The organism is Paenibacillus sp. JJ1683 (assembly GCF_053006485.1).
Window position 1 is genome coordinate 2,627,421 of record NZ_CM129820.1, and the last position, 25,706, is coordinate 2,653,126.

At 42.5% G+C, this 25,706-nt stretch carries 28 protein-coding genes; 17 read left to right on the forward strand and 11 right to left on the reverse strand.

Features of this window, described 5'->3' with window-relative positions:
- Nucleotides 1-5 precede the first annotated feature (5 nt).
- The gene (locus ACUC6J_RS11400) at nucleotides 6-866 is read left to right on the forward strand and encodes an NmrA family NAD(P)-binding protein (protein WP_107735024.1); all 861 of its coding nucleotides are present in this window, start codon (nucleotides 6-8) and stop codon (nucleotides 864-866) included.
- A 13-nt stretch (nucleotides 867-879) separates the two neighbouring features.
- Here ACUC6J_RS11400 and ACUC6J_RS11405 read toward each other — a convergent pair whose 3' ends face one another.
- The 3 genes from ACUC6J_RS11405 to ACUC6J_RS11415 all read right to left on the reverse strand — a co-directional run bounded on the left by ACUC6J_RS11405 (nucleotide 880) and on the right by ACUC6J_RS11415 (nucleotide 2,991).
- A complete protein-coding gene (locus ACUC6J_RS11405; RefSeq protein ID WP_029514310.1) occupies nucleotides 880-2,070 on the reverse strand; it encodes an oxalate decarboxylase family bicupin in 1,191 nt (396 codons plus the stop codon).
- Between the two features lie 89 nt (nucleotides 2,071-2,159).
- Nucleotides 2,160-2,639 (reverse strand): Cys-tRNA(Pro) deacylase, encoded by a 480-nt coding sequence (gene ybaK / locus ACUC6J_RS11410; protein WP_016818974.1) that lies wholly within the window; start codon nucleotides 2,637-2,639, stop codon nucleotides 2,160-2,162.
- Between the two features lie 16 nt (nucleotides 2,640-2,655).
- Nucleotides 2,656-2,991 carry a hypothetical protein gene (locus ACUC6J_RS11415; protein ID WP_025364800.1) on the reverse strand — a complete coding sequence of 112 codons (336 nt, stop codon included), beginning with the start codon at nucleotides 2,989-2,991 and terminating at the stop codon, nucleotides 2,656-2,658.
- A 319-nt stretch (nucleotides 2,992-3,310) separates the two neighbouring features.
- Between ACUC6J_RS11415 and ACUC6J_RS11420 the strand changes: the two genes are divergently transcribed.
- From ACUC6J_RS11420 to ACUC6J_RS11460, 9 genes are all read left to right on the forward strand, one after another.
- Nucleotides 3,311-4,219, forward strand: a complete 909-nt coding sequence (locus ACUC6J_RS11420; protein ID WP_126666731.1) for an ROK family protein — start codon at nucleotides 3,311-3,313, stop codon at nucleotides 4,217-4,219.
- A 259-nt stretch (nucleotides 4,220-4,478) separates the two neighbouring features.
- Nucleotides 4,479-5,894, forward strand: coding sequence for a glycoside hydrolase family 1 protein (locus ACUC6J_RS11425; RefSeq protein ID WP_025364802.1), 1,416 nt, complete (start codon nucleotides 4,479-4,481; stop codon nucleotides 5,892-5,894).
- Nucleotides 5,895-6,049: 155 nt separating this feature from the next.
- Entirely contained in the window at nucleotides 6,050-6,637 is a 588-nt protein-coding gene (locus ACUC6J_RS11430) for a sugar O-acetyltransferase (protein WP_447250218.1), read from the forward strand.
- Between the two features lie 166 nt (nucleotides 6,638-6,803).
- Nucleotides 6,804-7,355, forward strand: coding sequence for a phosphodiesterase (gene yfcE / locus ACUC6J_RS11435; protein ID WP_025364804.1), 552 nt, complete (start codon nucleotides 6,804-6,806; stop codon nucleotides 7,353-7,355).
- A gap of 116 nt (nucleotides 7,356-7,471) precedes the next feature.
- Nucleotides 7,472-8,503 (forward strand): agmatine deiminase family protein, encoded by a 1,032-nt coding sequence (locus ACUC6J_RS11440; RefSeq protein ID WP_031463472.1) that lies wholly within the window; start codon nucleotides 7,472-7,474, stop codon nucleotides 8,501-8,503.
- Between the two features lie 29 nt (nucleotides 8,504-8,532).
- Nucleotides 8,533-9,408 carry an N-carbamoylputrescine amidase gene (aguB, locus tag ACUC6J_RS11445; RefSeq protein ID WP_025364806.1) on the forward strand — a complete coding sequence of 292 codons (876 nt, stop codon included), beginning with the start codon at nucleotides 8,533-8,535 and terminating at the stop codon, nucleotides 9,406-9,408.
- A 141-nt stretch (nucleotides 9,409-9,549) separates the two neighbouring features.
- Nucleotides 9,550-10,080, forward strand: coding sequence for a hypothetical protein (locus ACUC6J_RS11450; protein WP_447250219.1), 531 nt, complete (start codon nucleotides 9,550-9,552; stop codon nucleotides 10,078-10,080).
- Nucleotides 10,081-10,368: 288 nt separating this feature from the next.
- On the forward strand, nucleotides 10,369-12,390 hold the full coding sequence (locus tag ACUC6J_RS11455) for an oxidoreductase (protein ID WP_447250220.1): 2,022 nt from the start codon (nucleotides 10,369-10,371) through the stop codon (nucleotides 12,388-12,390).
- Nucleotides 12,391-12,598: 208 nt separating this feature from the next.
- Entirely contained in the window at nucleotides 12,599-13,519 is a 921-nt protein-coding gene (locus tag ACUC6J_RS11460) for an aminoglycoside phosphotransferase family protein (protein ID WP_447250221.1), read from the forward strand.
- A 47-nt stretch (nucleotides 13,520-13,566) separates the two neighbouring features.
- Here ACUC6J_RS11460 and ACUC6J_RS11465 read toward each other — a convergent pair whose 3' ends face one another.
- Nucleotides 13,567-14,001 carry a hypothetical protein gene (locus ACUC6J_RS11465; protein WP_017428527.1) on the reverse strand — a complete coding sequence of 145 codons (435 nt, stop codon included), beginning with the start codon at nucleotides 13,999-14,001 and terminating at the stop codon, nucleotides 13,567-13,569.
- Nucleotides 14,002-14,176: 175 nt separating this feature from the next.
- Between ACUC6J_RS11465 and ACUC6J_RS11470 the strand changes: the two genes are divergently transcribed.
- The 4 genes from ACUC6J_RS11470 to ACUC6J_RS11485 all read left to right on the forward strand — a co-directional run bounded on the left by ACUC6J_RS11470 (nucleotide 14,177) and on the right by ACUC6J_RS11485 (nucleotide 17,804).
- Nucleotides 14,177-14,626 (forward strand): immunity 63 family protein, encoded by a 450-nt coding sequence (locus ACUC6J_RS11470; RefSeq protein ID WP_016818990.1) that lies wholly within the window; start codon nucleotides 14,177-14,179, stop codon nucleotides 14,624-14,626.
- A 131-nt stretch (nucleotides 14,627-14,757) separates the two neighbouring features.
- Nucleotides 14,758-15,741 (forward strand): ABC transporter substrate-binding protein, encoded by a 984-nt coding sequence (locus ACUC6J_RS11475; protein WP_016818991.1) that lies wholly within the window; start codon nucleotides 14,758-14,760, stop codon nucleotides 15,739-15,741.
- Between the two features lie 33 nt (nucleotides 15,742-15,774).
- Complete coding sequence (locus ACUC6J_RS11480) at nucleotides 15,775-16,800, forward strand: FecCD family ABC transporter permease (protein ID WP_019687175.1); 1,026 nt, start codon at nucleotides 15,775-15,777, stop codon at nucleotides 16,798-16,800.
- Nucleotides 16,797-17,804 (forward strand): FecCD family ABC transporter permease, encoded by a 1,008-nt coding sequence (locus tag ACUC6J_RS11485; protein ID WP_016818993.1) that lies wholly within the window; start codon nucleotides 16,797-16,799, stop codon nucleotides 17,802-17,804. The genes ACUC6J_RS11480 and ACUC6J_RS11485 overlap by 4 nt, the downstream gene beginning before the upstream one ends.
- A 74-nt stretch (nucleotides 17,805-17,878) precedes the next feature.
- Here ACUC6J_RS11485 and ACUC6J_RS11490 read toward each other — a convergent pair whose 3' ends face one another.
- On the reverse strand, nucleotides 17,879-18,454 hold the full coding sequence (locus tag ACUC6J_RS11490) for an NAD(P)H oxidoreductase (RefSeq protein WP_031463477.1): 576 nt from the start codon (nucleotides 18,452-18,454) through the stop codon (nucleotides 17,879-17,881).
- 231 nt (nucleotides 18,455-18,685) lie between these two features.
- Between ACUC6J_RS11490 and ACUC6J_RS11495 the strand changes: the two genes are divergently transcribed.
- Nucleotides 18,686-19,069, forward strand: coding sequence for a winged helix-turn-helix transcriptional regulator (locus ACUC6J_RS11495; protein WP_016818995.1), 384 nt, complete (start codon nucleotides 18,686-18,688; stop codon nucleotides 19,067-19,069).
- A gap of 73 nt (nucleotides 19,070-19,142) precedes the next feature.
- On the opposite strand, the gene ACUC6J_RS11500 is transcribed toward ACUC6J_RS11495, so the two are convergent.
- The 3 genes from ACUC6J_RS11500 to ACUC6J_RS11510 all read right to left on the reverse strand — a co-directional run bounded on the left by ACUC6J_RS11500 (nucleotide 19,143) and on the right by ACUC6J_RS11510 (nucleotide 21,724).
- The gene (locus tag ACUC6J_RS11500) at nucleotides 19,143-19,571 is read right to left on the reverse strand and encodes a VOC family protein (protein ID WP_031463479.1); all 429 of its coding nucleotides are present in this window, start codon (nucleotides 19,569-19,571) and stop codon (nucleotides 19,143-19,145) included.
- A gap of 199 nt (nucleotides 19,572-19,770) precedes the next feature.
- A complete protein-coding gene (locus ACUC6J_RS11505) occupies nucleotides 19,771-21,183 on the reverse strand; it encodes a hypothetical protein (RefSeq protein WP_031463480.1) in 1,413 nt (470 codons plus the stop codon).
- Between the two features lie 28 nt (nucleotides 21,184-21,211).
- Nucleotides 21,212-21,724, reverse strand: a complete 513-nt coding sequence (locus ACUC6J_RS11510) for a histidine phosphatase family protein (RefSeq protein ID WP_016818998.1) — start codon at nucleotides 21,722-21,724, stop codon at nucleotides 21,212-21,214.
- Nucleotides 21,725-22,060: 336 nt separating this feature from the next.
- Here ACUC6J_RS11510 and ACUC6J_RS11515 point away from each other — a divergent pair, with 336 nt between their 5' ends.
- Together ACUC6J_RS11515 and ACUC6J_RS11520 are read left to right on the forward strand one after the other, a co-directional pair.
- Nucleotides 22,061-22,252, forward strand: coding sequence for a DUF3934 family protein (locus ACUC6J_RS11515; RefSeq protein WP_016818999.1), 192 nt, complete (start codon nucleotides 22,061-22,063; stop codon nucleotides 22,250-22,252).
- Nucleotides 22,253-22,392: 140 nt separating this feature from the next.
- The gene (locus ACUC6J_RS11520; protein ID WP_447250222.1) at nucleotides 22,393-23,085 is read left to right on the forward strand and encodes a pseudouridine synthase; all 693 of its coding nucleotides are present in this window, start codon (nucleotides 22,393-22,395) and stop codon (nucleotides 23,083-23,085) included.
- A 54-nt stretch (nucleotides 23,086-23,139) separates the two neighbouring features.
- Here the strand turns inward: ACUC6J_RS11520 and ACUC6J_RS11525 are convergent, their stop codons facing one another.
- From ACUC6J_RS11525 to ACUC6J_RS11535, 3 genes are read right to left on the reverse strand one after another with little or no spacing between them, the layout of a single operon-like run.
- Nucleotides 23,140-24,243: a GerAB/ArcD/ProY family transporter gene (locus ACUC6J_RS11525; protein WP_019687181.1), complete on the reverse strand. Its 1,104-nt coding sequence runs from the start codon at nucleotides 24,241-24,243 to the stop codon at nucleotides 23,140-23,142.
- A gap of 12 nt (nucleotides 24,244-24,255) precedes the next feature.
- Nucleotides 24,256-24,483 carry a hypothetical protein gene (locus tag ACUC6J_RS11530; RefSeq protein ID WP_016819002.1) on the reverse strand — a complete coding sequence of 76 codons (228 nt, stop codon included), beginning with the start codon at nucleotides 24,481-24,483 and terminating at the stop codon, nucleotides 24,256-24,258.
- Between the two features lie 6 nt (nucleotides 24,484-24,489).
- A complete protein-coding gene (locus tag ACUC6J_RS11535; RefSeq protein ID WP_031463482.1) occupies nucleotides 24,490-25,698 on the reverse strand; it encodes a Ger(x)C family spore germination protein in 1,209 nt (402 codons plus the stop codon).
- Between the last annotated feature and the right edge of the window lie 8 nt (nucleotides 25,699-25,706).

Sequence of the window (25,706 nt, forward strand, 5' to 3'; positions counted from 1 at the left end):
ATTTTATGAAAGACAGAAATATAACGTTGATTACAGGGGCAAACGGCAAAACAGGCAGCCGTGTAGCTGCCAAACTTACGCAACTTCAGTATCCAGTACGTTTGGCAGGGCGTACTAAACCTGGCAATTGGGAAGAAGAAGATTATGTATATTTTGATTGGTATGATGAATCAACACATACACAGGCGCTGATGAATGTAGATAAAATTTATTTGGTAGTACCTGTGTTGGACGTCAATCCCGCCAAAGTGATGATTCCTTTTATTGAGAGGGCCTTGAGAGAAGGAGTGCAAAGATTCGTGCTTTTAGGCAGCGCATCTGTGCCTGAGGACGGGCCAGTATTTGGACCTGTACATCAAGCACTTCGTAGATTAGCTCCAGAGTGGGCTGTATTGCAGCCATCCTACTTTATGGAGAATTTCACAGAAGGCCAGCATGTGGAAACGATCAAAAACAACAAGGCCATTTATAGTGCAACCCAAAACGGGAGAATAGGCTTCGTAAGTGCAGATGACATTGCAGAAGTGGGAGTGAGGGCTCTTATTGACGATAAACCACACAACACAGCTCATGTCATCACTGGACCTCAAACACTAACATATAACGAAGTGGCTGAAATTATTGGGAAATCAACAGTCCAACCGATCCAGCATATCTCTTTGTCTGATGAAGAGTTGAAAGCGGGCATGGTTCGCGCTGGAATGCCTGAAGAATATGCAGATATGCTGGCAGGATTGGATAGAAGGATACGTGAAAACGGAAGTGAAGATCAAGTGACCGATACCGTTAAGCTTGTCACTGGGCGCTGTCCGGTCTCATTTGAGCAGTTTGTTCTGAGCCACAGAAACAGCTGGAAGACATCATGACGAAGTGATTCCTTTATTTATTTTTAGGGTCATAAGAGTAACCAGGATACTTGACGACGGGCCATTTGACCTTTCGTAAATTAGAGATTACATCAGAACCAACGTGTAAATTACTTTGAATCAGTTCTGTAGGCGTAAGAGCCATCCATTGATTTAAGGACACATCCGCAAAACGGTCACTTTTAAACATTTCAAGAAACCATAGTGTGCTGGAGCCAGTATTTTGAATGTAATGACCATAAGCAAAAGGCACATATCCAACATCCCCGGCTCTAAAATCAAATGTACGGGCTGCACCATTACCACCAAAGACAGTCATCCGTCCTTGCCCGGCAAGGTAGTATTGCCATTCGTCATTATTAGGGTGCCAATGCATTTCTCGCATGGCTCCGGGTTCAATCTCAACCAGGGCAGCTGCGATAGTTTTGGAAATCGGAAAATTGGAGGAGTCGACGATCCGTACGCTTCCGCCCGGTGTTTTGATCGGGGGCTGAGCTAGTAATTCATGCTTAAAGGATAGGGGCAACGTCCCATAGGGAGAGGGAACCGCTTGACTTTGGATTGAACCGGGAACGGAATCCTGATAGATGTAGACTTGGTCTTGAGGAATGGCTGCAAAATCGGTTTCTGGAATCCCGAAATTTGCAGAAATCACCTCTTTGGGAGTATGGGCGAACCAATCTGAGATGGATAAGGTGTTCAGATCGGAAAAACTGCCATCATCGAAAACCAGCAAAAACTCACAGCCTTCTTCAAGGCCCTGTATAGAATGAGGGATGCCTGGTGGAAAGTACCAGAGATCGCCTGGGCCCACATCAGCAATAAAATTACGTCCATCTTGGTCAACTGCCGTAATACGTGCACTTCCTAACAGCATATAAGACCATTCTGCCTGCTGATGCCAGTGAAGCTCACGGACACCGCCCGGTGTCAAACTCATATTCACTCCGGCAAGAGTTGTGGCAATGGGTAATTCCCTTACTGTAACTTCTCTTGACCACCCACCATGATTAAGCTGCATATGAGCATCTGAAAAAGAAAACCGCATATTCGGTATGAGACCATTGTCCGTTACGGGAGGAACCAGCATATCCGGATTTTGTAAATCCCTCATCACATCACGTGGACCCTTGTCGATGCCCCCTGCACCATCACTTCTGATGGGTTGGGGGATTCCGACTTTCTTTGAGCAATCATTATGCATCATTTGATCTTCCTCTCTAGGTTGAAGCATGATGAAGCATAGGATTAAGAGAAAATACGCATAAAGATTTTATGATGACATGATGAGTTTTATACCGTGTGCGATAGATCTGTAAACTGTGCTTGAATGATTTGAGCCAAATCGTGCGGACTCAGTTCCAGCTGAGTTCCAATTTTCCCGCCGCTTACAACGATCGTTTCCAGTTCAACTGCGGGCTGGTCGATATAAGTGGGGTAGAGCTTTTTCATTCCTATGGGAGAGCAGCCACCGCGAATATATCCTGTATGCTTTTGCAACTCCTTAACAGGAAGCATTTCAATTTTTTTCTCTCCCGCAGATTTGGCAGCCTTTTTGAGATCAAGCTCTTTATGTACAGGAATCACAAAAACAAACAGATTTTGTTTGCTATGTGCAACCAAGGTTTTGAAAACGGATTCCGGTGCTCTTTGGATCTTTTCGGCTACGTTCATACCGTCTATTTTTCCATCTTGATGGTCATAACTCAAAATATTGTAGTGGATGTGTTGCCCGTCTAATATGCGCATGGCGTTTGTTTTGCTGACACTCATTTTAATTCTTCCTTTCTTAAAGCTTTTCCAAATGATCTACATAATCTTTTGCATCCTTAAGAGACATATCCTTAGCGATTCTTAATTCTTTTATGGCTTGAATCTTATTTCCTTCCCTGATCAGTAGAAGCAGCCTTTGATTGATTTCTTTTGAAGCTTCTGCGTCTAGGAAATGTGGAGGAGGGGGAGTAATTGTACTTGACATCGATGTTTCCGTTGGTCCTGAACGGTTCTCAAGACGCTCCACATCGGATTTCAGGTTATTAAGTCGAGATTGAAGACGGTAGACCTTGAACAAAAGTATGACGGAGAGGATCAACGCAATGATTGCTACATATTCGCTAGTTGCCAATAGAATCTCCCTTTTCTTGTTAGTTTTATCACTAAATTTTTGCCTCTTATCCATAGTATATCATGATGATCGACTAATCGAATGGAGAATCATATTCTTGCGTACGGGTTGTGCAAATTGACTTATTGCAGACCGGGCGTTATATTACAGCTTATTATTAACCTTTTAATAATCACTTCAAAAGGGGTGTATTCAAATACAACCAGTCTCCAATAATACCATTCGGGTCAAACGAATTAATGTAGAGCTAGTTAAAAACACACTGAAATCCAAGGAATTTGCAACCAAGTCGTCTATAGCCAGTATTACAGGACTTAGTGTGGCAACCTGTGGGAATATTCTGAATGAGCTTCTTCAAACCGGAGAAGTATTAGAGATGGAATTGGAAGAGTCGAGTGGCGGTCGCCCGGCTAGACGGTACAAATATAACGCTGATTATTCCTATATTATTTGTTTAACTGTGAAAACAGAAGGAGGAGTACATTCTCTTACTTATGCTGTGGCCAATATGCTTGGCGATATTATCGCAGAGAATACATCCGTTGTGCCGCATATTGATTATGAAGTCATAGATGACCAAATCGGAGAGCTAATTCATACCTATGGAAACGTCAAAGCCGTTGGTATTGGCATTCCGGGGGTTGTTCATCAAGGGGTTATTGATGTCTGTGATCTTGATCTGCTGATAGGAGTCCCTGTAGGACCACGCCTTCAAGATAAATACGGGTTAGAAGTCACCATTGAAAATGATATGCATCTGACCGTCTATGGATTTTATAACATGCAAAATTATGATGAGGACAAAACCTTCGCTATTGTTACGTTTCCCAAGGATAATTTTCCGGGAGCGGGTTTTATTGTCGATGGACATTTGTTAAAAGGAAATACCAAATTTGCTGGGGAAGTTTCCTTTTTACCCTTTGGCATAACGAGAGAGGAACAGCTTAAACAGTTAAATAGCACACAGGAATTTGTTCCTCTGGCGATCAAAACGATAACATCCATTATTGCGATTATAGACCCTGTATCGATCGCTTTGACTGGAGAGTTATCTAAGCCAGCACTGTTGGATGATATTTATAACGGCTGTCTTAAAGATGTACCCAAAGAACATATGCCTGAGATTTTTGTGAAAAACGATACGCACGATGAATACATGTATGGGTTGATTTCAGTTACCCTTGAAAGCCTGACTTACAATTTACAATTGGTGGAAAAAAGAAAATAGAGGCCTTCCGCTTTGAAGAATAGCTCACCCAGTTACAATTGGTAATTAACGGATAGATGGGTGGGGACGTTGTTATAAATATGGAAGTAAGTATTGGAGATAATACGATTATAGACTCTGCAAGTTTTTAAAATAATACTTGACATGAAACGCGTTACAAACCTTAAGATTCAATTAGAAGTACTTTATAAACATTAGCGTAGAGGTAACGTGTTTATGTCCTAGTTAATGAAAAAACATCAGCAAAGGCGGAGAAAATATGAGTACACAGTTTCCAAAAGATTTCCTGTGGGGCGGAGCAGTTGCTGCTAATCAGCTCGAAGGCGCTTATCAAGAAGACGGAAAAGGCTGGTCCATTCAGGATGTAACTCCTCGTGGTGGTTGGGGGCCGGTTACGGATGTACCAACAGAAGATAATATGAAGTTGATCGGTATTGATTTTTACCATCATTATAAAGAAGATATCAAACTTTTTGCGGAAATGGGCTTTAAAGTGTTCCGTACTTCCATAGCTTGGTCACGTATCTTCCCTAAAGGTGACGAGTTGGAACCTAATGAACAAGGCTTGCAATTTTATGATGATTTGTTTGATGAACTTCATAAATATGGCATTGAGCCACTCGTTACATTATCTCATTATGAAACACCTTTACATTTGTCCAGAGAATACGATGGTTGGGTAAACCGTAAGCTGGTTGATTTCTATGAGCGCTATGCAACAACTGTATTTAATCGCTACAAAGATAAAGTAAAATACTGGTTGACATTCAATGAAATTAACTCCATTCTTGAAGCACCCTTCATGAGTGGCGGGATTAGCACACCAAAAGATCAACTTAGTGAACAAGATCTTTATCAAGCTATTCACCATGAGCTGGTAGCGAGTGCAAGAGCGGTAAAAATCGGTCATCAGATTAATCCTGATTTCAAAATTGGTTGTATGGTACTGAGTATGCCTACTTATCCGCTGACACCTAATCCAGACGATGTAATTGCAGCAATGGAATTTGATCACAGAAACATGGCATTTGCCGATATTCATGCAAGAGGTCAATATCCAGGTTACATGAAACGTTTCTTCAAAGAAAACGGAATCTCTATTCATTTTGAGCCAGGTGATGCTGAAGATCTGAAGCATACGGTTGATTTTATCTCGTTCAGCTATTACATGAGTACTTGTGAGACTGCAGACGAAGCTAAAAAAGTCAAAGGTGAAGGTAACATCCTCGGTGGGGTGAGCAATCCGCATCTCGAGGCAAGTGAGTGGGGTTGGCAAATTGATCCGCAAGGTCTGCGCTATGTGCTGAATACATTCTATGATCGTTTCCAAAAACCACTGTTCATCGTTGAAAATGGTCTGGGCGCTGTGGACGAGCTTATCACCAATGAAAAAGGTGAAAAAACGGTTGAAGATGACTACCGGATCAACTATCTGAATGATCATTTGGTTCAAGTTGGGGAAGCGATTGAAGATGGAGTAGAGGTTCTGGGCTATACATCTTGGGGCTGTATCGACCTTGTCAGCGCGTCGACTGCTCAGCTTAAAAAACGTTATGGTTACATTTATGTTGACCGTCATGATGATGGCAGCGGTACACTTGAAAGATACCGAAAAAAATCATTCCACTGGTACAAAGAGGTTATTGCCACAAACGGTGGAAGCTTGAAACGTTAATTTATAAATAAACCAGTAACTAAGTTATAAAAACATAATGATGTTTTTTACGTGGCGACCGCCTCTGCTTTATTATGGGGGAAGCGGTCGCCAATTTTTTTATAAGCGTCATTTACCACGAGAATCTAACTACATAAACGGAGTGTGGACAAGCGATGACAGAAAAAGAAAAATCACAATTAGGACTCCTATACAATGCTAATTATGATGAAGAATTGATTGAGGAACGTCTATACGCCAAAGGTCTCTGCTACGAATATAATCAGCTCCATCCTAGTAATATGGAAGAACGAGAAACACTCATCAAAACTTTATTAGGAAAGACAACGGATAGATTCTTGATTGAGCAGCCTTTTGTGTGTGACTATGGGTATAATATCGAAATCGGTGAAAACTTTTATAGTAATCACAATACAGTCATGCTTGACGGGGCAAAAATAGTGTTCGGTGATAATGTATTTGTTGCTCCTAACTGCGGATTTTATACTGCGGGTCATCCTCTTGATGTGGAGCAACGTAATGAAGGGTTGGAAATTGTATTTCCAATTACTGTGGGCAATAATGTTTGGATTGGTGGTAATGTTTGCGTTCTGGCGGGCGTCACGATAGGGGATAATTCAATTATTGGTGCAGGAAGCATTGTTACCAAAGATGTTCCTTCTGGTGTGATTGCCGCAGGAAACCCTTGTAAGGTCATCCGTAAAATTACCGAAGATGACAAGCACAAGTATATAAGAAATTAACCATAAAACTACAGTTCATTTGGAACTGTAGTTTTGCGTCTTTACAGAGAACTACCCAACGTAAAGAAACATTTTTGCACAGATTTGTTCAGGGAATAATGTAATAATGAACGTAAGAGGAATATTTCCAAATTACTATGGCCTATTCAGAAAGGAAGGAAAAACTATGAAATTAATGTTTATATCAGATATTCATGGCTCGCTGTACTGGTTGCAATTGGCACTGGTAAAATTCAAGGAGGAGAAAGCTGACCGTCTTGTCTTGCTTGGAGATTACATGTATCATGGACCGCGAAATCCGTTACCGGAAGGATATAACCCAGCGGAAGTGGCTTCTATGCTGAACAAGTACAAATCTCACATTGCGGTGTCGGTACGCGGGAATTGCGATGCAGAAGTGGATCAGATGTTGCTGGATTTTCCGATGATGGGTGATTATGCTTTACTGTACCATGAAGGACGGCGAATCTATATCACGCATGGACATGGTTTTAGTATCGGAAATTTACCGCCACTTGAAGCGGGTGATGTATTCATTCAAGGACACACTCATATTCCGGTAGCAGATGTGGAAAATGGGGTCTTTGTACTGAACCCTGGTTCAATCGCATTGCCAAAAGAAAACTATCCATCCTCTTATGGTGTGCTGGAGGGAGCACAATTTACCGTGAAGGATTTTGATGGCAGTACGGTGAAAGCAATCACCTTTTCAAAGTAATTTCTCAAATTTCAATGTAAATTATTAAAACTTTTCCGCTTCGATTGAGACAAAGATCATATTATTGTATGATAGGAGCGGAGTCTACATTCTGAAAAGAAAGAGAGTTTCAATACATGCAAATTAAGGATTCACATTATAAGATGCCGCCTGAATGGGCGCCACATGAACGTACGTATATTTCCTGGCCTGTAAAATCTTCAATGGTTTACCCCGATATGCATGCCGAGGTATGTAAGGGTTATGCCGAAATCGTAAGTGCTATGGCGGAATTTGAACCAGTTACCGTAGTCGTAAATCCAGATGATCTGGAGAGCGTTAAAGCGCTTGAGCTCGGGGAACAGGTAGAACTGTTACCGATAGAGCACAGCGATGCGTGGCTACGTGATAACGGTCCAACTTTTCTGACGGATGAGCAGGGTCAGTTGGCAGGTATTAACTGGAAGTTTAATGCTTGGGGCGGCAAATATGCTCCATGGGATCTGGATGACCAGGTTGCGCCGCAAATACTGGACAAACTTGGAGTTCCGCGGTTAGATGCACCGCTAGTAATGGAAGGCGGCTCATTGCATGTAGATGGCGAAGGTACTCTAATTACAACCGAAGAGTGCTTGCTCAATCCCAACCGCAATCCGGAATTAAGCCGAGAAGAAATAGAACGGTACGTATGCGAATATACAGGTGCCGAGAAAATTATCTGGCTAAAACGTGGACTCAGTGGCGACGAAACGGATGGTCATGTGGACAATATTGCTTGCTTCGCTGCTCCTGGCAAGGTCATTATGCAAGTATGTGATGATCCTGAGGATGAAAATTATGAAATCACGCAGGAAAATCTGCGTATTCTAGAGCAAGCAACGGATGCCAAAGGTCGTAAGCTGGAAGTGATTCAAATCGGCCAACCGCCGCGTGTGGATTATGAAGACAGCCGACTGACACTTAGCTATATTAACTTCTACTTTGTGAATGGCGGCATTATTTTGCCTGTGTTTGGCGGAACTGCTGCTGAGAGTGATCTTGCAGCCCAGCAAGTGCTGTCAAAAGTATTCCCGAATCGCAAGATCCGCACTGTAGATGGTATGGCAGTTATCCGTGAAGGCGGTAACGTACACTGTACAACCCAGCAGATGCCTGCTGTAAAGCGTTGAACGATACAACATTTATAAGGAGGACTAAGGTGAGAAAAGTAAAAGTGGCAGCAACTCAAATGAGCTGTTCTACCAATATCGAAGAAAATATCAGCAAAGCAGAGAAGTTGGTACGTGAAGCGGCAGCCCAAGGTGCGCAAATTATTTTGCTGCAGGAATTGTTCGAAACTCCATACTTCTGCCAGAAGGAAAAGTCTGATTATTATGTATATGCAACTGAGTTGGAGCACAACAAAGCGGTTAACCATTTCAAGAAGATTGCCAAGGAATTGCAGGTTGTGCTGCCAATCAGCTTCTACGAGAAGAAGAACTATGCTCGTTACAACAGTCTTGCTGTTATTGATGCAGATGGTGAAGTGTTAGGTAAATACCGCAAAAGCCACATCCCGGACGGCCCTGGGTATGAGGAAAAGTTTTATTTTAATCCGGGCGACACCGGTTTTAAAGTGTGGAATACACGTTATGCCAAAATCGGAGTAGGCGTGTGCTGGGATCAATGGTATCCTGAGGCGGCCCGCTGTATGGCGCTTATGGGCGCAGAAATTTTATTTTACCCGACAGCGATTGGTTCAGAACCACAAGATTCCTCCATTGACTCTAAGGATCACTGGCAGACTTGCATGCTAGGTCATGCAGCTTCCAATCTGATTCCAGTCATTGCTTCCAACCGTATCGGAAAGGAAACCGATGAAGAATCCAGCATCAATTTCTACGGCTCATCCTTTATCGCTGGCCCTCAAGGGAATAAGTTGGCAGAGGCTGGTCGTACCGATGAGGAAGTGCTTACCGCTGAATTTGATCTGGACGAGCTGGAAGTAGGACGGATCGAATGGGGCATTTTCCGTGATCGTCGTCCCGAACTATACAAAATGATTGCCACCTATGATGGTGATCTAAAAGTATAATCTGTATACAGATAGATATATTTCCCTTGCCGTTAAGCCGTGATGTTTCTTTTTTTGAACTCACACGGCTTTTCGAGCGGGGGATTTTTGGTTTCTAAATGGGAGTACATCTTGTGATAGATCGGAGGAAGGAGAACAGCAATGAGGCATAAGAGGATAGACCAATCGTTAGCACAGTTCAAAACTTCGACAGAAGAAAGTCAAGAATGGGGATACTCGCGCGCAAGAGATATGGCTATTTTGGGCTTTTGGGACGAGTACACGCTATCTGCGCAGCGTTTATGTGAACGAATGGCTACCGAAACCCATCAAATGAGACCTTCTGAGTACGTTCCGTTCCCAACTCAGTTTGAATGGCTGGAACAAGGAGAAATAGACTTGATTATAGATGGAATATGGTCCGCTGATTTACATGGTGATCATTGTCTGTTTGTGAATATTGGGGAGCATCACCCAGAACGGCATACATCGATTGAAGCTTATATTTACGATACGCAGGTGATAGATGAGGGATTCTTCCTTCAATATCTGAACACCTCTCCTAAAGCCAAAGCCTACACACCTTCATTTAGCAAAAATGGATATGCTACAATGTGTGAACTGTTGGACAGATATGTTAGGGAAGGTATATTGGAGCGTAGGCCCTACGGTTTCAAAAGAACGGATACATAGGTGAATAACGAATAAAGTATGATTTGGGTTTGAGCTGAAAGGAACATTTCTTAAAGGATGGTTCCTTTTTTTATGTAGGACTACATTTTATCTATAGACTGAAACTATGATTCAGTACATAAAATAGCATTAGAATTTATAGATCGAATAATATAAAATCAAGTCATAAGGAATAATCGTACTCAATAAAACTTCGATATTCTTTAAAGTGAAAAAAATCACATGTAAGAGTTATTTAATGAAACTTGAAAATGAATGAAATTTGCAAAACTGCAAGGAGGAAGAACTATGAACCACTATCCTGCGATATTTGAACCTCTGACCATACGGCGTATGACCTTGAAGAATCGGATTGTAATGCCCCCGATGGGAACCAACTTTGCTGCCATGGATGGAAGCTTTGTTCAGGATCATATTGACTATTACGTACAACGGGCCAAAGGGGGGACCGGCCTGATCACAGTAGAAAATGTTTGTTTGGATTTCCCAATGGGTACGAACGGAACAACCCAGCTGCGGATGGATAATGATCAGTTTATTCCTGGACTGTTTAGATTAACAGAAGCTCTGCACTCTTACGGAGCATGTGTTTCTGTACAAATTAACCATGCGGGTGCTTCGGCTTATGCTGGACGACTGAACGGAGTCCAACCCGTTTCTTCTTCGAATATTCCTTCTAAAAAGGGTGGAGCGATTCCAAGACCTTTGCAAAAAGAAGAAATTTATGCCATTGTGCGTAAATACGGAGAAGCAGCGGGAAGAGCACAGCGAGCAGGATTTGACTGTGTTGAAATTCACGCGGGACATTCCTACTTGCTGAGTCAGTTTCTTTCGCCGGTGTACAATAAACGTACGGATGAATTTGGCGGCAGCGCAGAAAACCGTACTCGTTTTGCCAGATTAGTCATTGATGAAATTCGTTCAGTGGTGGGTCCATTCTTCCCCATTTGCTTACGTTTTAGTGCGGAGGAGTTTACAGAAGGTGGGAATACCTTGGAAGATACACTGGAGTTACTGGAGTATCTCAATGATGAGGTAGATATTTTGAACGTTTCTGCAGCTCTAAATGATTCCATTCAATACCAGATTGACGGGATGAACCTGCCAGATGGTTGGCGCTCTTATATGGCTAAAGCAGTAAAAGATAAATTCGGAAAGGTCACGATGACCTCAGGTAATATACGGAGCCCACAGGCTGCGCAGGACATATTGGAAAGAGGTGACGCTGATCTTCTGGCAATGGGCAGAGGCTTGATCGCAGAACCGAACTGGGTACTCAAAGTGCAAAACGGCTACGAGCATTTGCTTAGAAAATGCATCTCCTGCAACATTGGTTGTGCCGATCATCGTATCTCCAAAAGTAAACCAATTTGCTGTACGGTAAATCCAGATTTGTTCAAGGAAGCTGAATACCGGAAACAACGAGTTAGAAACAATGTCCAAGTCGTTGTGATCGGTGGGGGTACCGCGGGAATGGAAGCGGCCTGTACAGCGGCTGAGGTAGGCTGCCAAGTAACCCTCTTTGAAGAAAAGGCAGAACTGGGTGGCCTTGCGCGTGATATTGCACGCTTACCAGACAAAACGCGTATCAATGACTTCCCAGATTATCTGATTCAGCGCACCAAGCAATTAACCAATCTGAATATTGTCACAGGCACACGAGCAGATCTGACGATGATTAGTGCTCTGAACCCTGATATTATTGTTAATGCAACGGGGGCCAAACCGCTGCTTCCACCGATTGCAGGTCTGCACGATCAACTAGGAAAACCGGGTACAAAAGTATTTTCTATCTTTGATCTGTTGAACAATATGGAGAACTTTCAAGAGTTTGAAGGCAAACGTATTGCTGTAGTGGGTGGCGGAGCCGTGGGACTGGATGTTGTAGAATATTATGCAGAGCGCGGGGCTAAAGAAGTTTCTATCATTGAAATGATGCCTATATTGGGTAAGGACCTGGATATGATTACCCGCATTTCAATGATGAAAATGGTGGAGGAACGAGAAGTGAACGTCCATACTGAGACGGCTTTGACGGAAGTGTGCAGCGACCGTTTCAAAGTAAAGCGTGGAGAACAGGAGTTTGAGATTCCTTTTGATCTCGGATTCGTATGTTTGGGTATGCGTTCATACACTCCACTGATGGATAGCTTGCTTCTATATGGAAAAGAGCATCAAGTGGAAGTTGTAAACATCGGAGACAGCAAACAAGCGCGTCGTATTATTGATGGTACCCGTGAAGGTCGGAATATTCTGAAAACCATTCAACGAGTAGACGAATTTAAAAATGAGTTTTCCTATGCTTACTAAATTGAGGGTATATGTGAATATGTGATAGGTAATTATAATGGGTATTTAATAACAACTCATTTTATAATCCGGTTGAAGAGACAATTTGTCTTTTCAGCCTTTTTATTTGGGTTTATGCTGGCAAGAAGATTGATTCCTTCCTCATTTTGAAGGTAAACTATGGAAGGCATAGCAAGCAAGGCTATTATTAGCGTGGAGGGATGCGAGCGTGAGTCAACTCTTGAGGGAAATACCGGGTGCCAGCGCATGGAGCAACGTGCAAGAAATACATAAGGGCTGGTCCAGTGACAACAAGTATTATATTCAAACCGCTGACGGTAGGGAGTTACTATTGAGAATTTCCGATTTCACCCAATATGACAAGAAACAGCGAGAATTTGAATCCGAAAAAAAGCTGCATCATATAGATAATATTCTAATGTCCCGTCCGCTTGATTTTGGGATATGCAACAGTGGACAGTCGGTATACTCTTTATTTACCTGGGTCAACGGGGACGATGCTGAAGGAGTTATTCCCACGTTAAACGCCGAACAACAGTATCAACTCGGGGTCCAGGCTGGAGAGGCATTGGCTAAATTGCATGAGATTCACGCGGAGCAGGACCGGGTCCCATGGGCTGAACATTATAATGCCAAAATCAACAGATATATTAGAAACTTTAAGTCATGCGGTATTGTTTTAAAAGGAGCAGATCAAATGATAAGCTTTATTGAGCAAAACCGTCATCTATTAGAAAATCGCCCCCAAACATTTCAGCATGGGGATTATCATGTCGGTAATATGGTGGTTACCCCATCTGGTGAATTGGGGATCATTGATTTTAATAGGCTGGATTATGGTGATCCCTGGGAAGAATTCAACCGTATTACCTGGTGTGCAGGATTAAGCCCATTATTTGCTTCAGGTCGTATTCACGGTTATTTCAATAATGATGTACCGGATTTATTTTTTAGATTAATGGCACTGTATATTGCAAGCAATCAGCTTTCATCGATTCCCTGGGCCATTCCATTTGGCAAAGAAGAGGTAGACGATATGGTACAACAAGCAGAAGAGGTTTTGGAGGCATATGATTGCTTTCAAATCTATATCCCGAAATGGTATCTACCTAGTTGTCCTGACTTGTAAAATATGAAGACCGCCGCTCCTGAGAGTGACGGTCTATTTATAGTGCTTTATGATTGTTTCTTAATCTTATAGGTGAATTCCCAAACGGCTTGATGACCTGAGTATCGTCCACGATTTTCAGTAACAGTGACTCTTAACTTAACGGTAGAACCTTTGGAAGAAACCGAAGAGACCTTTACATTTTTCGTGATTTCGCCTACATCAGGAATTTTGTCTTGTTCCTCAGCGTACGCATACAGCTTAATGCTGCTACCCGACTTGGCTTTTACTTTTACGCTGTTACCTTCACTAATGGACTGACCAGCCACCTGGGCAGCGATGGCCCAATCGTTGCCTACATGGTCATTCGAGACCAGGGTTGCTTGCTGAAACGTAACGATATACGTGGATGTTGCTGAAGCTGCGAGCGCGTACGTTCCATTGAAGATTAGGGATACCACTACCAATAAAATAGCCGATGCTTTCGCCCATACTTTATTCATTTGCCTGTCCCCTTCAATTAAAATATCGAGGAAAATCCCTCTATTCTAATTATCGTTTGCAGTAAAAAGAATTGTTAATGGTTGGTAAAAAAATAGTTTAGTATTTTATTGCATTACTTATAACCTAATATGATGATGACTTAAATTTTAGTATAGAAAAGGAAGATGAAATAGGATGAGAAAAATATACAATGAACAAGAAATCATAGAAATGACCGTTAAGCTGCTCGAACAAACTTCGATGTACGAAGAACAGTATGAGCAATATGTAAGCCGACCTTTCCGTACAGGTTTTTATGATGATCTGAGTCCGCATGTGAAAGTTGGCAAACAGGGATACACGCTCCAAATGTATGAAAGAGGCGTACAGATGCTAAATAAGCTTACGAAAGATGTAGAGGATGTGATGTATTGGATCATCGAAGATACGATTCATATCATTGCTCACCTAAATCTGCTTCGTAAATATAAAGTAGATAACCGAAATACTCATCTAAAATATACCAAGGAGATCATGAAGGAGCTGACAACTGCAATAAATAAAGCATTTTATGAAATTGGAGGAATCTATCAGGAATGGCATGAAGCGAATAGAAGGGCAACGTTGGAAAATCCATTAAAGTAACTAAAACTTAAAGAAACAGTTGACAATCTTGGAGGAGAAATTTACAATTTTATATTAGTGATAATGATTATCAATATCACTAATTTTAAGTATGCTCTGCTATTACTATATTTCAAAGGAGAATTTACAACATGTATTATATGAAGAACAAGAAATTTCACATGATTTTATGTGCACTATTCGTAATGATCTTCGTTATTTCAGGATGTGGCAATGCTGGCAGTTCCTCAGATTCATCTGCTCAACCTGCATCTTCGGCGAAGGAAGAGGCAAGCAGTGAGTCTGGTACACGTACAGTATCTACGATAAAAGGAGATGTAAAGGTGCCCGCTAACCCCCAACGGGTAGTGGTGAACTGGTATATTGGCGATGTATTCACGTTGGGAATCAAGCCAGCTGCGGTATTTGGTTGGAAACAAGAAACCATGCCTTATTACGATAAGTTTAACGGGATTCCTGTTATTGAAAAATGGGAGACCGAGGAAATTATGAAGTACGATCCTGATCTCATCATTACATATGATACAAAAGATTATGATAAGCTGTCCAAAATTGCACCTGTTCTTGTAATACCTGAGGGTAAGATGACGTCTGTGGAACGGATGAAATTCCTTGGTCAGGCCACAGGACATGAAGCAGAAGCGGATAAAGTGATTTCACAGTTTGAAAGCAAGTTGAGTGAGGCCAAAGAAAAACTAAATTCCGACATATTCAAGGACAAAACGTTTAGCATTTTTGAGGACTGGGGCAGTGGCTCCTACGGAATATATTATGAAACAGGCTCACGTGGAGGAACGTTAATTTACGATTATCTAGGACTTCACAAACCGGAAAAGCTCAACACATTGGTTAAAAATTCTGGAGAGGGGAGAGGTTCTTTATCCTATGAGGTAGCTGCTGAATACTTTGGCGATTATGTCCTGTGGTTTAAGCAGGAAGGCAAAGAATCCGAATATGCGAAAACCAAAATCTGGAGCAGTATTCCAGCCGTCAAAAATGGGCACATCATCGAAATTCCAGCGAAATATGCAGGACTGTTCTACTATTCGGACGTTGCTAGTATGACAGGACAGCTAGATTATATTATTGGCAAATTACTGGAACAAACGAAGTAATGATGCATAATTGACCAACTAAGGGTGTAATCAATGTCTACTCACAAAGAACGAAATAAAAAAGGAATATTTCATTTTGTAAGCTACATGATTGTGGGCGTGTTTCTGCTCATGATAGTTTCCGCAGCATCCATCACCTTTGGTGCTGCGGAAATGAGCTTGAAGCTGGCATGGGGGGCTGTATTTCAATTTGATCCCAATATTACGGAACACCAAATTATTCATACATTGCGTTTTCCACGCACTGTGGCGGACATCATTGTTGGGTGTAGCCTAGCTGTGTGCGGGGCGATCATGCAGGGAACGACTCGCAATCCATTGGCCGACTCGGGACTCATTGGTATAAGCTCAGGCTCGACATTTGCTATTGCGCTATGTATGGCCTTTTTGCCAGGGCGCACCTATGGTGAAACCATGCTGTATTCTTGCTTGGGCGCAGCAACCACCACAGGAATTACGTACTACATCGCGTCTATAGGCAAACGGGGGATGACGCCTCAGCGCTTAGTGCTAGCAGGAATGTCCATCTCTATGCTCTTTGGTGCGTTCAGCACTTTTCTCGCAATTAAGTATGAGATTGGTCAAGCACTTGATTATTGGTCTGCTGGTGGTACAGCCAGTGCCAAGTGGAGTGAACTGGCTTTCATTTCACCACTATTTGTAGTGGGCTTGGTCTGTGCTATCGCCCTGTCTCCCTCCATTACGATCTTGAGCTTTGGAGAGGAGGTGGCATCAGGCCTAGGAATTCGAGCGAATAGAATCAAGCTATTTTCAACCTTAATCGTATTAATTTTAACGGGGTTATCGGTTATTGTAGTCGGTCCTGTTGGGTTTGTAGGTTTGATCGTGCCACATATTATACGCTATCTGGTCGGTACAGATTATCGATATATTATTCCCGCCTCAGCGTTGTATGGAGCAGTGTTTCTACTGGCAGCAGATTTGCTGGGTCGAATGATTAATCGCCCTCATGAAACGCCGCTAGGCATTATTTTTGCTTTGGTCGGCGTACCCTATTTTCTCTACCTTGTGCGCAAGCAAAGGAGGGAGTTTAGTTGAATCTGTCCCGCAATAGCAGGGGTATAAGCATTATTTTACTGTTAACCGTGTTGACACTGCTGGTTGCTGTACTCAGCATGAATGTCGGGAAAATGAATCTGTCCCCACTCGAAGTTTTCAAGGTCATCATCGGCGAAGGAACGAGCAAGCAGAATCTGATCGTATTTGAATTTCGACTGCCACGTATTGTGCTTTCCGTATTAGTGGGTATTGGCATGGGGATATCGGGTTGTATTATGCAAAGCTTGCTCAAAAACGACATGGCCAGTCCAGGGACACTAGGCATCAGCTCGGGCTCGGGGTTATTCGTGCTTTTATATATTACGCTGTTCGCTAGTGAGGGATTACTATCGCCTATTATTCTTCCAGGGCTGGCTTTTGCAGGTGGGCTCACAGCAGCATTTTTGATTTTTATGTTTGCTTTTAGGCGGGGAAGAGACATTTCACCTACAGGCCTAATTTTAACGGGTGTTGCTATGGGGAGTGGCTACAGCGCATTGTCGCTGCTACTGACGCTCCGATTAGACAAGCAACAGTATGATTTTGCTCTGCGTTGGCAGGCTGGAGATCTTTGGGGGGATGACTGGAGCTATATTATGGTGCTGCTCCCCTGGGTGCTGATCATCAGCCTTTACGTTTTTTACAGGTCTAACACACTCAATACGCTGAATTTGGGCAATCAGACAGCATCGGGGCTCGGCGTAGCCATTAAAAGGGAATTTATCGGCTTGACGATCGCAGCAGTGGCTCTGGCTTCTGGTAGCGTGGCACTTGGTGGGAATTTCTTTTTTGTGGGCATGGTTAGTCCCCATCTGGCTCGCAGGTTGGTAGGACCCAATCATAAGCTGCTGTTACCTACTACTGCATTGGTTGGCTCGCTCGTTATATTGATTGCTGATACCCTTACACGCACGATCAGTTTTGGTGCTGATATTCCAACCGGAATCATAATCACTATCTTGGTTACCCCTTATTTTCTCTATTTGTTGTCGAAGGCCAGTTAATGTTTAATGAAGGAAAAAAACGCTAACCCACTTCCACGGAAAATATGGATGGGTTAGCGGTTTGTAAATAAAGCCTAATCCTTAGCATAATTCAGACCCAAGCGATAAGCTTGATCCAGCAATATTTCATAATGATCGGAATTTGAACCCAGAGTTTCATCTAAGAATTCAACCTTGGAGTTGGAAACACCGCAATAATCTGCAATACCCACATTCAGCAAATGAGTAATCATTTCATCATATCTACGCTTTTTCAGCTGTTCTTTCGAAACGCCAGCCAAGCCAATCCACAAGATATGCTGATGATGAAGGTAATTCGAACCGTACGCAAACCCATTGTTCCATACACGGTCAATATAACCCTTCAGCATAGCTGGCAAATGCCACCACCAAAGTGGAAAAATAAATGCCAACGCATCATGCTCCTTCAACCGCCTTATTTCCATTTCTACTTCAGGGGAAAAAGACTGCTCCGCAACGGACCAATCCGGTTCATCTACTCCTTTTAAAACAGGATCAAAACCGATCCCATGCAAATCCAATATCTCATAATCGTGGCCCGCATCGACAAGACCTTGTACGAAACGACCGGCAACCTTAAAGGTCAGGGAATCTTTTCTTGGGTGTGAAACAACGACTAGTACTTTCATGTTTTCACTACCTTTCTCAATAGGCTAACTTCTAGGCATGCTCCATGCTTGCTGCTATTATAAACATTAGGAAAATAATCTGGAAGTACGCACTTTTACGTTCTATAGGATAATACAGGTGCCATAGGAACATGGAAGTGCCCTAGGTAGATTACCTAAATTGACCTGAGTCACGAATTGAAGTGATGGGTTGTTTTTAGCAAACGTAGCCTTCTAAAGGAGGATAAAGGAATGAATGAACCGACCAAAAATAGGGTTCAAAAGAAGTATCAAGTTGGAGTGGAAGCAGCTTTAGAGGTAATGGGAGGAAAATGGAAGCCTTTAATTATCTACCATCTGATGACAGGACGGAAACGATCGTCTGAGTTTCGTCGGTTAATGCCTGGCATTACTCAAAAAATGCTGACCACTCAGCTCAGAAGCCTGGAAAAGGATGAGATTGTTACACGAGAGGTTTATAATGAAATCCCACCTAAAGTGGAGTATGAGTTAACGCAGTACGGCTGGGGATTAAAACCCGCACTAGACCATTTATGCTATTGGGGAGAGAATCACCTGGATAAGATTCATGGAGACAAATCCAAGGTTTTGGAAGAATTTCAAGGCTGCGATTGATATGAAGCCCTCACAAAGCATTCAATCAGAAAAGCTTGCGAAGGCTCCACTGTCGTATGACAATATAAAAGGCCTATCTGCCGGTCATTTCGTTATCATAGCTTAATTGCCATTCAATTCCAAACTTATCTTTAAGGCTACCGTAGCATTTGCTCCAGAATGTTTCTTGAAGCTCCATGTTTACGGTCGCGCCTTCTTTTAATTTGTGAAAGTATGATCGAATTTTCTCCTCGTCCTTATTGACGATGGCGAGGCTGATGTTGTTTCCCGCAACAAAAGGCATACCAGGAAAAACGTCTGAAAACATCACATTACTTCCATCAATTTGAAGCCGCGTATGCATGACCAGATTTTTGGCTTCTTCTGGTAGAGGATAATCGGGGTTGGGCGGTGCTTCCCCGAACGTCATGATCTTTGGTTTCTCAGTCCCAAAAGCATGTGCGTAAAATTCTGCTGCCTCGCGACAGTTTCCATTAAAGTTAAGATAAACATCAACTGACATCTGCGTCATTCCCTTTTGGCTGATTTTTTACAGGCTAATTTCTTATTTTCATTATTAACCTGTGCACAAGCAAAAATACACTCTTGCTGACATGCTAACACGGAGCCGTTAAGGGGGGAGCGTCTTTTAAAGGAAAGTAACCCGCAAAAAGGATGCTTGCCCTTAAACAAACTTTTTGCGGGTTATGATTATGGATTGGCTAGATGGAAATCAAGTTTGGAGAGGCTGGATGATAGAGCAGATGACGTGAAATGTCGCCGGGATGCTGTACGAAAAGTGGTCCCCAAGCAGGATTGGTGTCGTGCATCAGCTTTAACAGCGATATCATCCGATTAAATATAACTTGCAGATCCGCTTCGCGAGAAAGACCCTCGGTGATAGCAGCAGCTACCACATGCGCAGCGTAGAAGCCGGAACGGTGCTCGTCAGTAAGCGAACCTGTAGTTTGCAGCAAGGTTCGTAAATGTGCGGCGACGCTCTCATCCTCGTTTCTCCAGTTCTGGATTTCATCCAGACTGTGGTTTTCGAGGCTTATAAGTTTAGTCTTCATTATGGATTCTGCCACAATACGTGCAGAACGTTTTGCTGTGTTAGCGTCGATAGCTCTGCCGTTAAGTTTAATATTGGACAAATCCTTGTCGGTTTCCGATTCAATGATTTCCGCCCATGCTCCAGCTTGGTCAAATTCCAACAGTGCAGTGGCGTAGGCACCCAAGTATCCCCGTAAAATATCTGCGGCGTGTGGATCACGGGCAGGTCCCTCATTTCGAAGTTGAGCCCTGCCGGAAAACGCGGCATTCATACCCCGAAAATAACCGACTAAACCAATGGCAGCTGCTGGTCCCAAATTTAGGACACCCAATACATCAGACGCGGTTTCATCAATGCGAGAAGCCCAGTAGTCCGGTAGCCCTTGTCCAATATTTTCGCTGTTTAATCTGTTTCTGACGACATTGGCCAACTCTTGAAGTAGACCCAGATCAGCATGCAAAATATCATGACCACATACTTCATGCGGGATACTGGACCAAGCCATTAGACCGTTTGTCGCATGTGCAGGAGGAAGGCTAACTATAGCTGCTTGCACTTTAAATACAGCTGTGGCGTCAGCGGGCCATGTGTATGGGCCATTTTCCGGCGCTCCCCATTTTACAAGAGCTGGAATGATGCTGAGATCTGGTTCTTTTATTCCTTGGCGATCTTCTGCGCTAAGAAAACCGTCATACAGGTCGCTCACAATTTCCTGAAAAGCATCGGTCGCGAGGACATTGTAGCCTTCTCCATTTTGCAAAATGCTCTGAGCGATATCCAGCATGAGTCCAGCAGCTCTAGTTCTGCTTGGGTCCTGAATTAAAATTTCAGTGAAGCCCTGTTGCCCGAGCTCGTCCAGTTCTTTAATAAACGGACTTGCAACCGTTTCTTGATATATTTTAGGCAGCTTGGCTTTGGCCGCGTGGAGTCTTCCCATCAGTTGATGATAGTCTGTAGGATCTGACGGTCCCTGAAGATTGGAGAGCACAGCCTTCTTCACATTTTCGATACAAAGAGACATGTTGGATACATCCGGTTTGGTAACAGTAGTGATGCGATTTCTTTCCAGCATTCCTTGCATAATTAGTTTACCTCCCAGTTTTTTTGAATTAAACTACAACAGGCTGCATCGTATTCCACAAACGCTTTACCTGGCACTTTCCATCACGAAACGTTAAAAGATAGAGATCCGGATTTGTTATCTCCTCCAGAACAAAATCTGGAGCATAGTGATGCAACAGAAGTGTTAGGATCAAGCGATGGGTGACTAACAGAAAGGTGTGTTGATCGCTTTTCAGCAATTCTTCCGTTAGGGAAGTGACCCGGGCGATAACCATTTCATCCGATTCCTCTTCGGTAACACCTCTTACTCCTTGCTCTCTAAGGCGGTTTCCAGGTGGACCAAGTTTGATTTTTAATCTTTCTTCGATGATTTCCGCAGTCTGCCAGGCTCGCGTATATGGACTGGAAATCAAGCGGTCTACATGTAAATCTTCCATTTGGGACAGAAAACCAGCTAACTGTTCCGCCTGATTAAAGCCATCTGAACTGAGTGGAGCATCTGGCTCGTTACCAGTTCCAATACCGTGGCGAGCCACATATAGCTTTACATCAGTACTCATTTAACACCCCTCTTTCTTCGGATAAAATTATCCTTTAAAGGAATTTAAGTAAACATTTTTTTCGCCCAGAGACTAACATGTGTGAGCTTTCACATGATTATGCTGTCCTTTTTTTGACACCTAATTTTTGCGAAGTTAAAATCTAAAAATCAAAAAAAATATAACTATAACAAACGATTAAAAGCTACTTATCCAGTTTTATAGTAGATCAGGACTGATATACATAAATATTTTCAATTCATTGCTTCTGTTTTCAAAACAAATGGGCATTATGTTCAAAGTAATGGTATGATAGCTTAGTTAAATCTGAACGACTAGTCATGGAGTGATTATAATATGGGTGGAAAAAGTAAGGGTGGCGGAACCGGCAGAGGTACGGGAAGTAAAGGCTGGACACGCTGGAACAAAACAGCGAAGCCAGTAAGGAGAAAAAGTGCTGCTACCGGTGCACCTGGAAATACAGCGACCGGAGCTGCAAAAGGCGCTGCTGCCAAGCCAAATGGGAATCGAGGCGGCAGAAGTAAGTAAGCCGAGCATGTATAGGGTTGTTTTCAAAGTCGAACATCTGATTATGCATATGTAATCAGATGTTTTTTTAATAAAACAATGCAGATGCACTCTCTATAGTTATCTATAAATCTGATACTACAATGTAAAGGAAGTGAATCATGCGAATTAACAAGTACATTAGTGAGACAGGATTCTGCTCACGTCGGGAAACGAACAGGCTGATTGCAGCAGGGCGGATTACAATTAATGGTAGCGTATGTGAAGCGGGTGCGGAAGTAGAGCCACAGGACATCGTGTTAATTGATGGGGAAACTATCCCAGTTAACCGTAGTAAACCCGTTTATTTGGCATTAAATAAGCCTATCGGCATTGTATGTACGGCAGCGGAGCAAGTGGAGGGCAATATTATTCGTTATATCAATTATCCTTCACGTATTTTTGCCATTGGCAGACTGGATAAGGCGTCAGAGGGACTCATTTTATTAACCAACGATGGAAGCATTGTCAACCAAATGATGCGTTCCGAGCATGGCCAAGAGAAGGAATACGTGGTGAGGGTAGACAAGCCTGTTACAGATGAATTTACACAGACCATGTCTCGCGGCGTTGAAATATTGAACGTCATTACCAAACCGTGTAAGGTTGAACATATAAGCGAATACGAGTTTCGTATTATTTTGACACAGGGATTGAATCTGCAAATTCGTAGAATGTGCAAGGCTTTGGGCTACAGGGTGCTAAAGCTGGAACGTGTTCGAATTATGAATATTACCTTGGATCATCTGGAACGTGGGCAATGGAGACATCTTGAGAAGGAGGAACTGGAGCTACTTCTTGCTAAATTGCAATAATGAGTACAACAAAAGTTTATTTGAGGACCGTATGTTTATACAGCCAACGCAACTTTAGTGATACTTTTTACGTAATTTCAACGAGCCGCCTACCTTGCCCATCAGCCATAACACAATAGGAAACACAATACCGAAAATCATGGCGTAAAAAGGCCATACTGAAAAAAACATGGTTATAAACTGCATGTTTGGCCAGATAGAATGAACCATTGCCATTGCAATTAGGATCAGAGGAATTAAGAGAGAGTTAGCGCTCCGCAGGCGAAAAGCATCTGCAAGCCCTTGCGCTGACACATATAAAAGCAGTGCGAGTCGGAAAAAAATGGTGACAAACCAAAACACGGCAACAAAAATTTCAAACCGTTGAAGAAACTCTCCGCTACTGATTGTTCGGTTAATAAAAAAAGTAGGAAACGTCAAATTAGATACAACACCTTCACTCATCACGGCGATTATTTGTAGAACCATGAAAAAATACATGCCGCCGCTAATCAAAGCACATGTTATCACTGTCTTTCTCCACTTTTTTGGATCAGGGATGTACTGTGCGAAAAAAAGATACAGAAATGCCTCAAGATAGGGAAAGGCAAACAAATTGAACGAAGCGAGAACGATAGGGTTTAAACCATACTCAAAAATAGGGAGCACATTATCTATGTTGCTCTCAGGAAGAAGGGTAATCCTGACCAAAAGATACAGAACAAGAAGGAAAAAAAACAGGATTTCCGCACAACGGCCAATTACAGCAGGGCCTGATCGAACGGCGAAATAAATGACTATTAGCATGATGAAATATATCGCGTCGGGGGGAGTTTCAGGCATAATAGCTATCGTGATAAAGTCGCCCAGATTTCGAAGCGTCATAATGAACACAAGAAAGGGAAAGAAAAAAATGAAAACGATGCTGATTGTCCCGCCCAAAAAAGGACCGAAGAGGCAACGGAGATGCTCTACGAAAGATTTTCCCTGTATTTGCCTAGCGATGGAGGCATATAAAGGTATCAATAACAGATGAAACCCTAAGGAGACTGGGATGGAGAGCCAGGCATCTTGTTTAGCGGTAGCGGTAATTGCCGCTGGGAGTACCAGATATGCGCTTCCTATTTGATATAATGCAAACCACATAATAGCTTGTCGAACGGTCAAGTTGGAATTCACCCCAATACCTCCTTAAGATAACATTTCTGTAAGTAACCGGCTTATCGGTTGAAATAGGATTTGAATGCCCGTCAGTGGAGTCGGCAGTTTAATGCTGACGATCCGTAGGATAATCAATATGACGCCTATAATCAACAATATTGAGCTGAATACAATTTCACGTACATATTGTTTCTCTTTAAATTTTTTAAACTCATACAACGATGCTAAAATGGAAGTTACGAGAATAACATAAAGCATATGTACTCACTCCTGATTGTGTATTCCCATATCAATTGGACTGGTAATGTCTCCGAACCGAACTAAACGATAATTGAGCTGAATATCCACTTTAAGAGTTTGGAATTTTTGTGGCCAATCCTCTTTCCATCTATGCCATTCATGCGGGAACTTGCGGTGAAAAGCTTCTCCAAATCCGAATATATCGGAACCCATTTGTTGTGCGTTTCGAATGCCTCCCTTCAAAGACTGTTCCAGATGCTCTTTAGCTGTTTCTTGAAGATTTCTAAATGTCTCTTCATTCTTAAGGTTGGCATTGCACGAGACCGTTCCGATATTGGATTCTGTATCCACAATAAGAGAAATGCGCGGTTCATGGTCTATTATTTGTGGGCGTATCTTTACTTTGGAACGGATTACTTCAACAACAAATTTTCCTTTGGAATTCGGACAATTGATGGAAGCTACGGTACTGGAAACACGGTTGGATATATAGGTAAAGGCTTTACTTTGCGAATCATCCATCCAATCGATAAGTCGATCGCCCTTGAAAACACCAATTCCAGTGAAAAAATATTTAACATGTTGGGGCGACTTTGTCACATTATCAATAGTTAGACCTTTTTCTAGGTTTGTCAGTCGAATACCGGTGAGAACTGGTTCAATGCCATCCTTCGTAAATTTCTGCAAAAGATCTTTTACATTGACTGCGGAAGTTGGAGCCCATGCTTTTTCAGAGTTCTTTAATGCCTTATACATATCCATTGCAGGCAAGACCTCGGTTGGAGCTACAAAAGTAACGGCCTCCTTTGCTGAGTTTTCTCTGACAACGGCCAAATAGAAATCAGGCCGAACTTCATGGTCACGGAATAGAAAGTCCAGCGGCTCCTTGATTCCTTTTTTTGCTGTTTTTTCATCAAAAATGACAAACTTTAAGTGAGACATATACATTTTTCGGGACGATTCTGTTGTTAATTTTCGAATAGCTTCAAATATGGTATCGGCGCGTTTGGAAAAAACGATCGTTGGCGTCCGTTCCATGGGGGAATTCTGAGACATTTTCGATGGGTCAACCACTTGTAAACTGACTTCATATTGGTCATCAACTGCATCAATGCCCAGAGCCATCACGACGGAAATTGCGCTCAATTCCTTACTGTTCCAGCAACCCGTAAGAAACACCATTAGCCAGATGCACATAAACATTAATAAAATGGTGGATCGGTACGAGTTCATGATGGTCT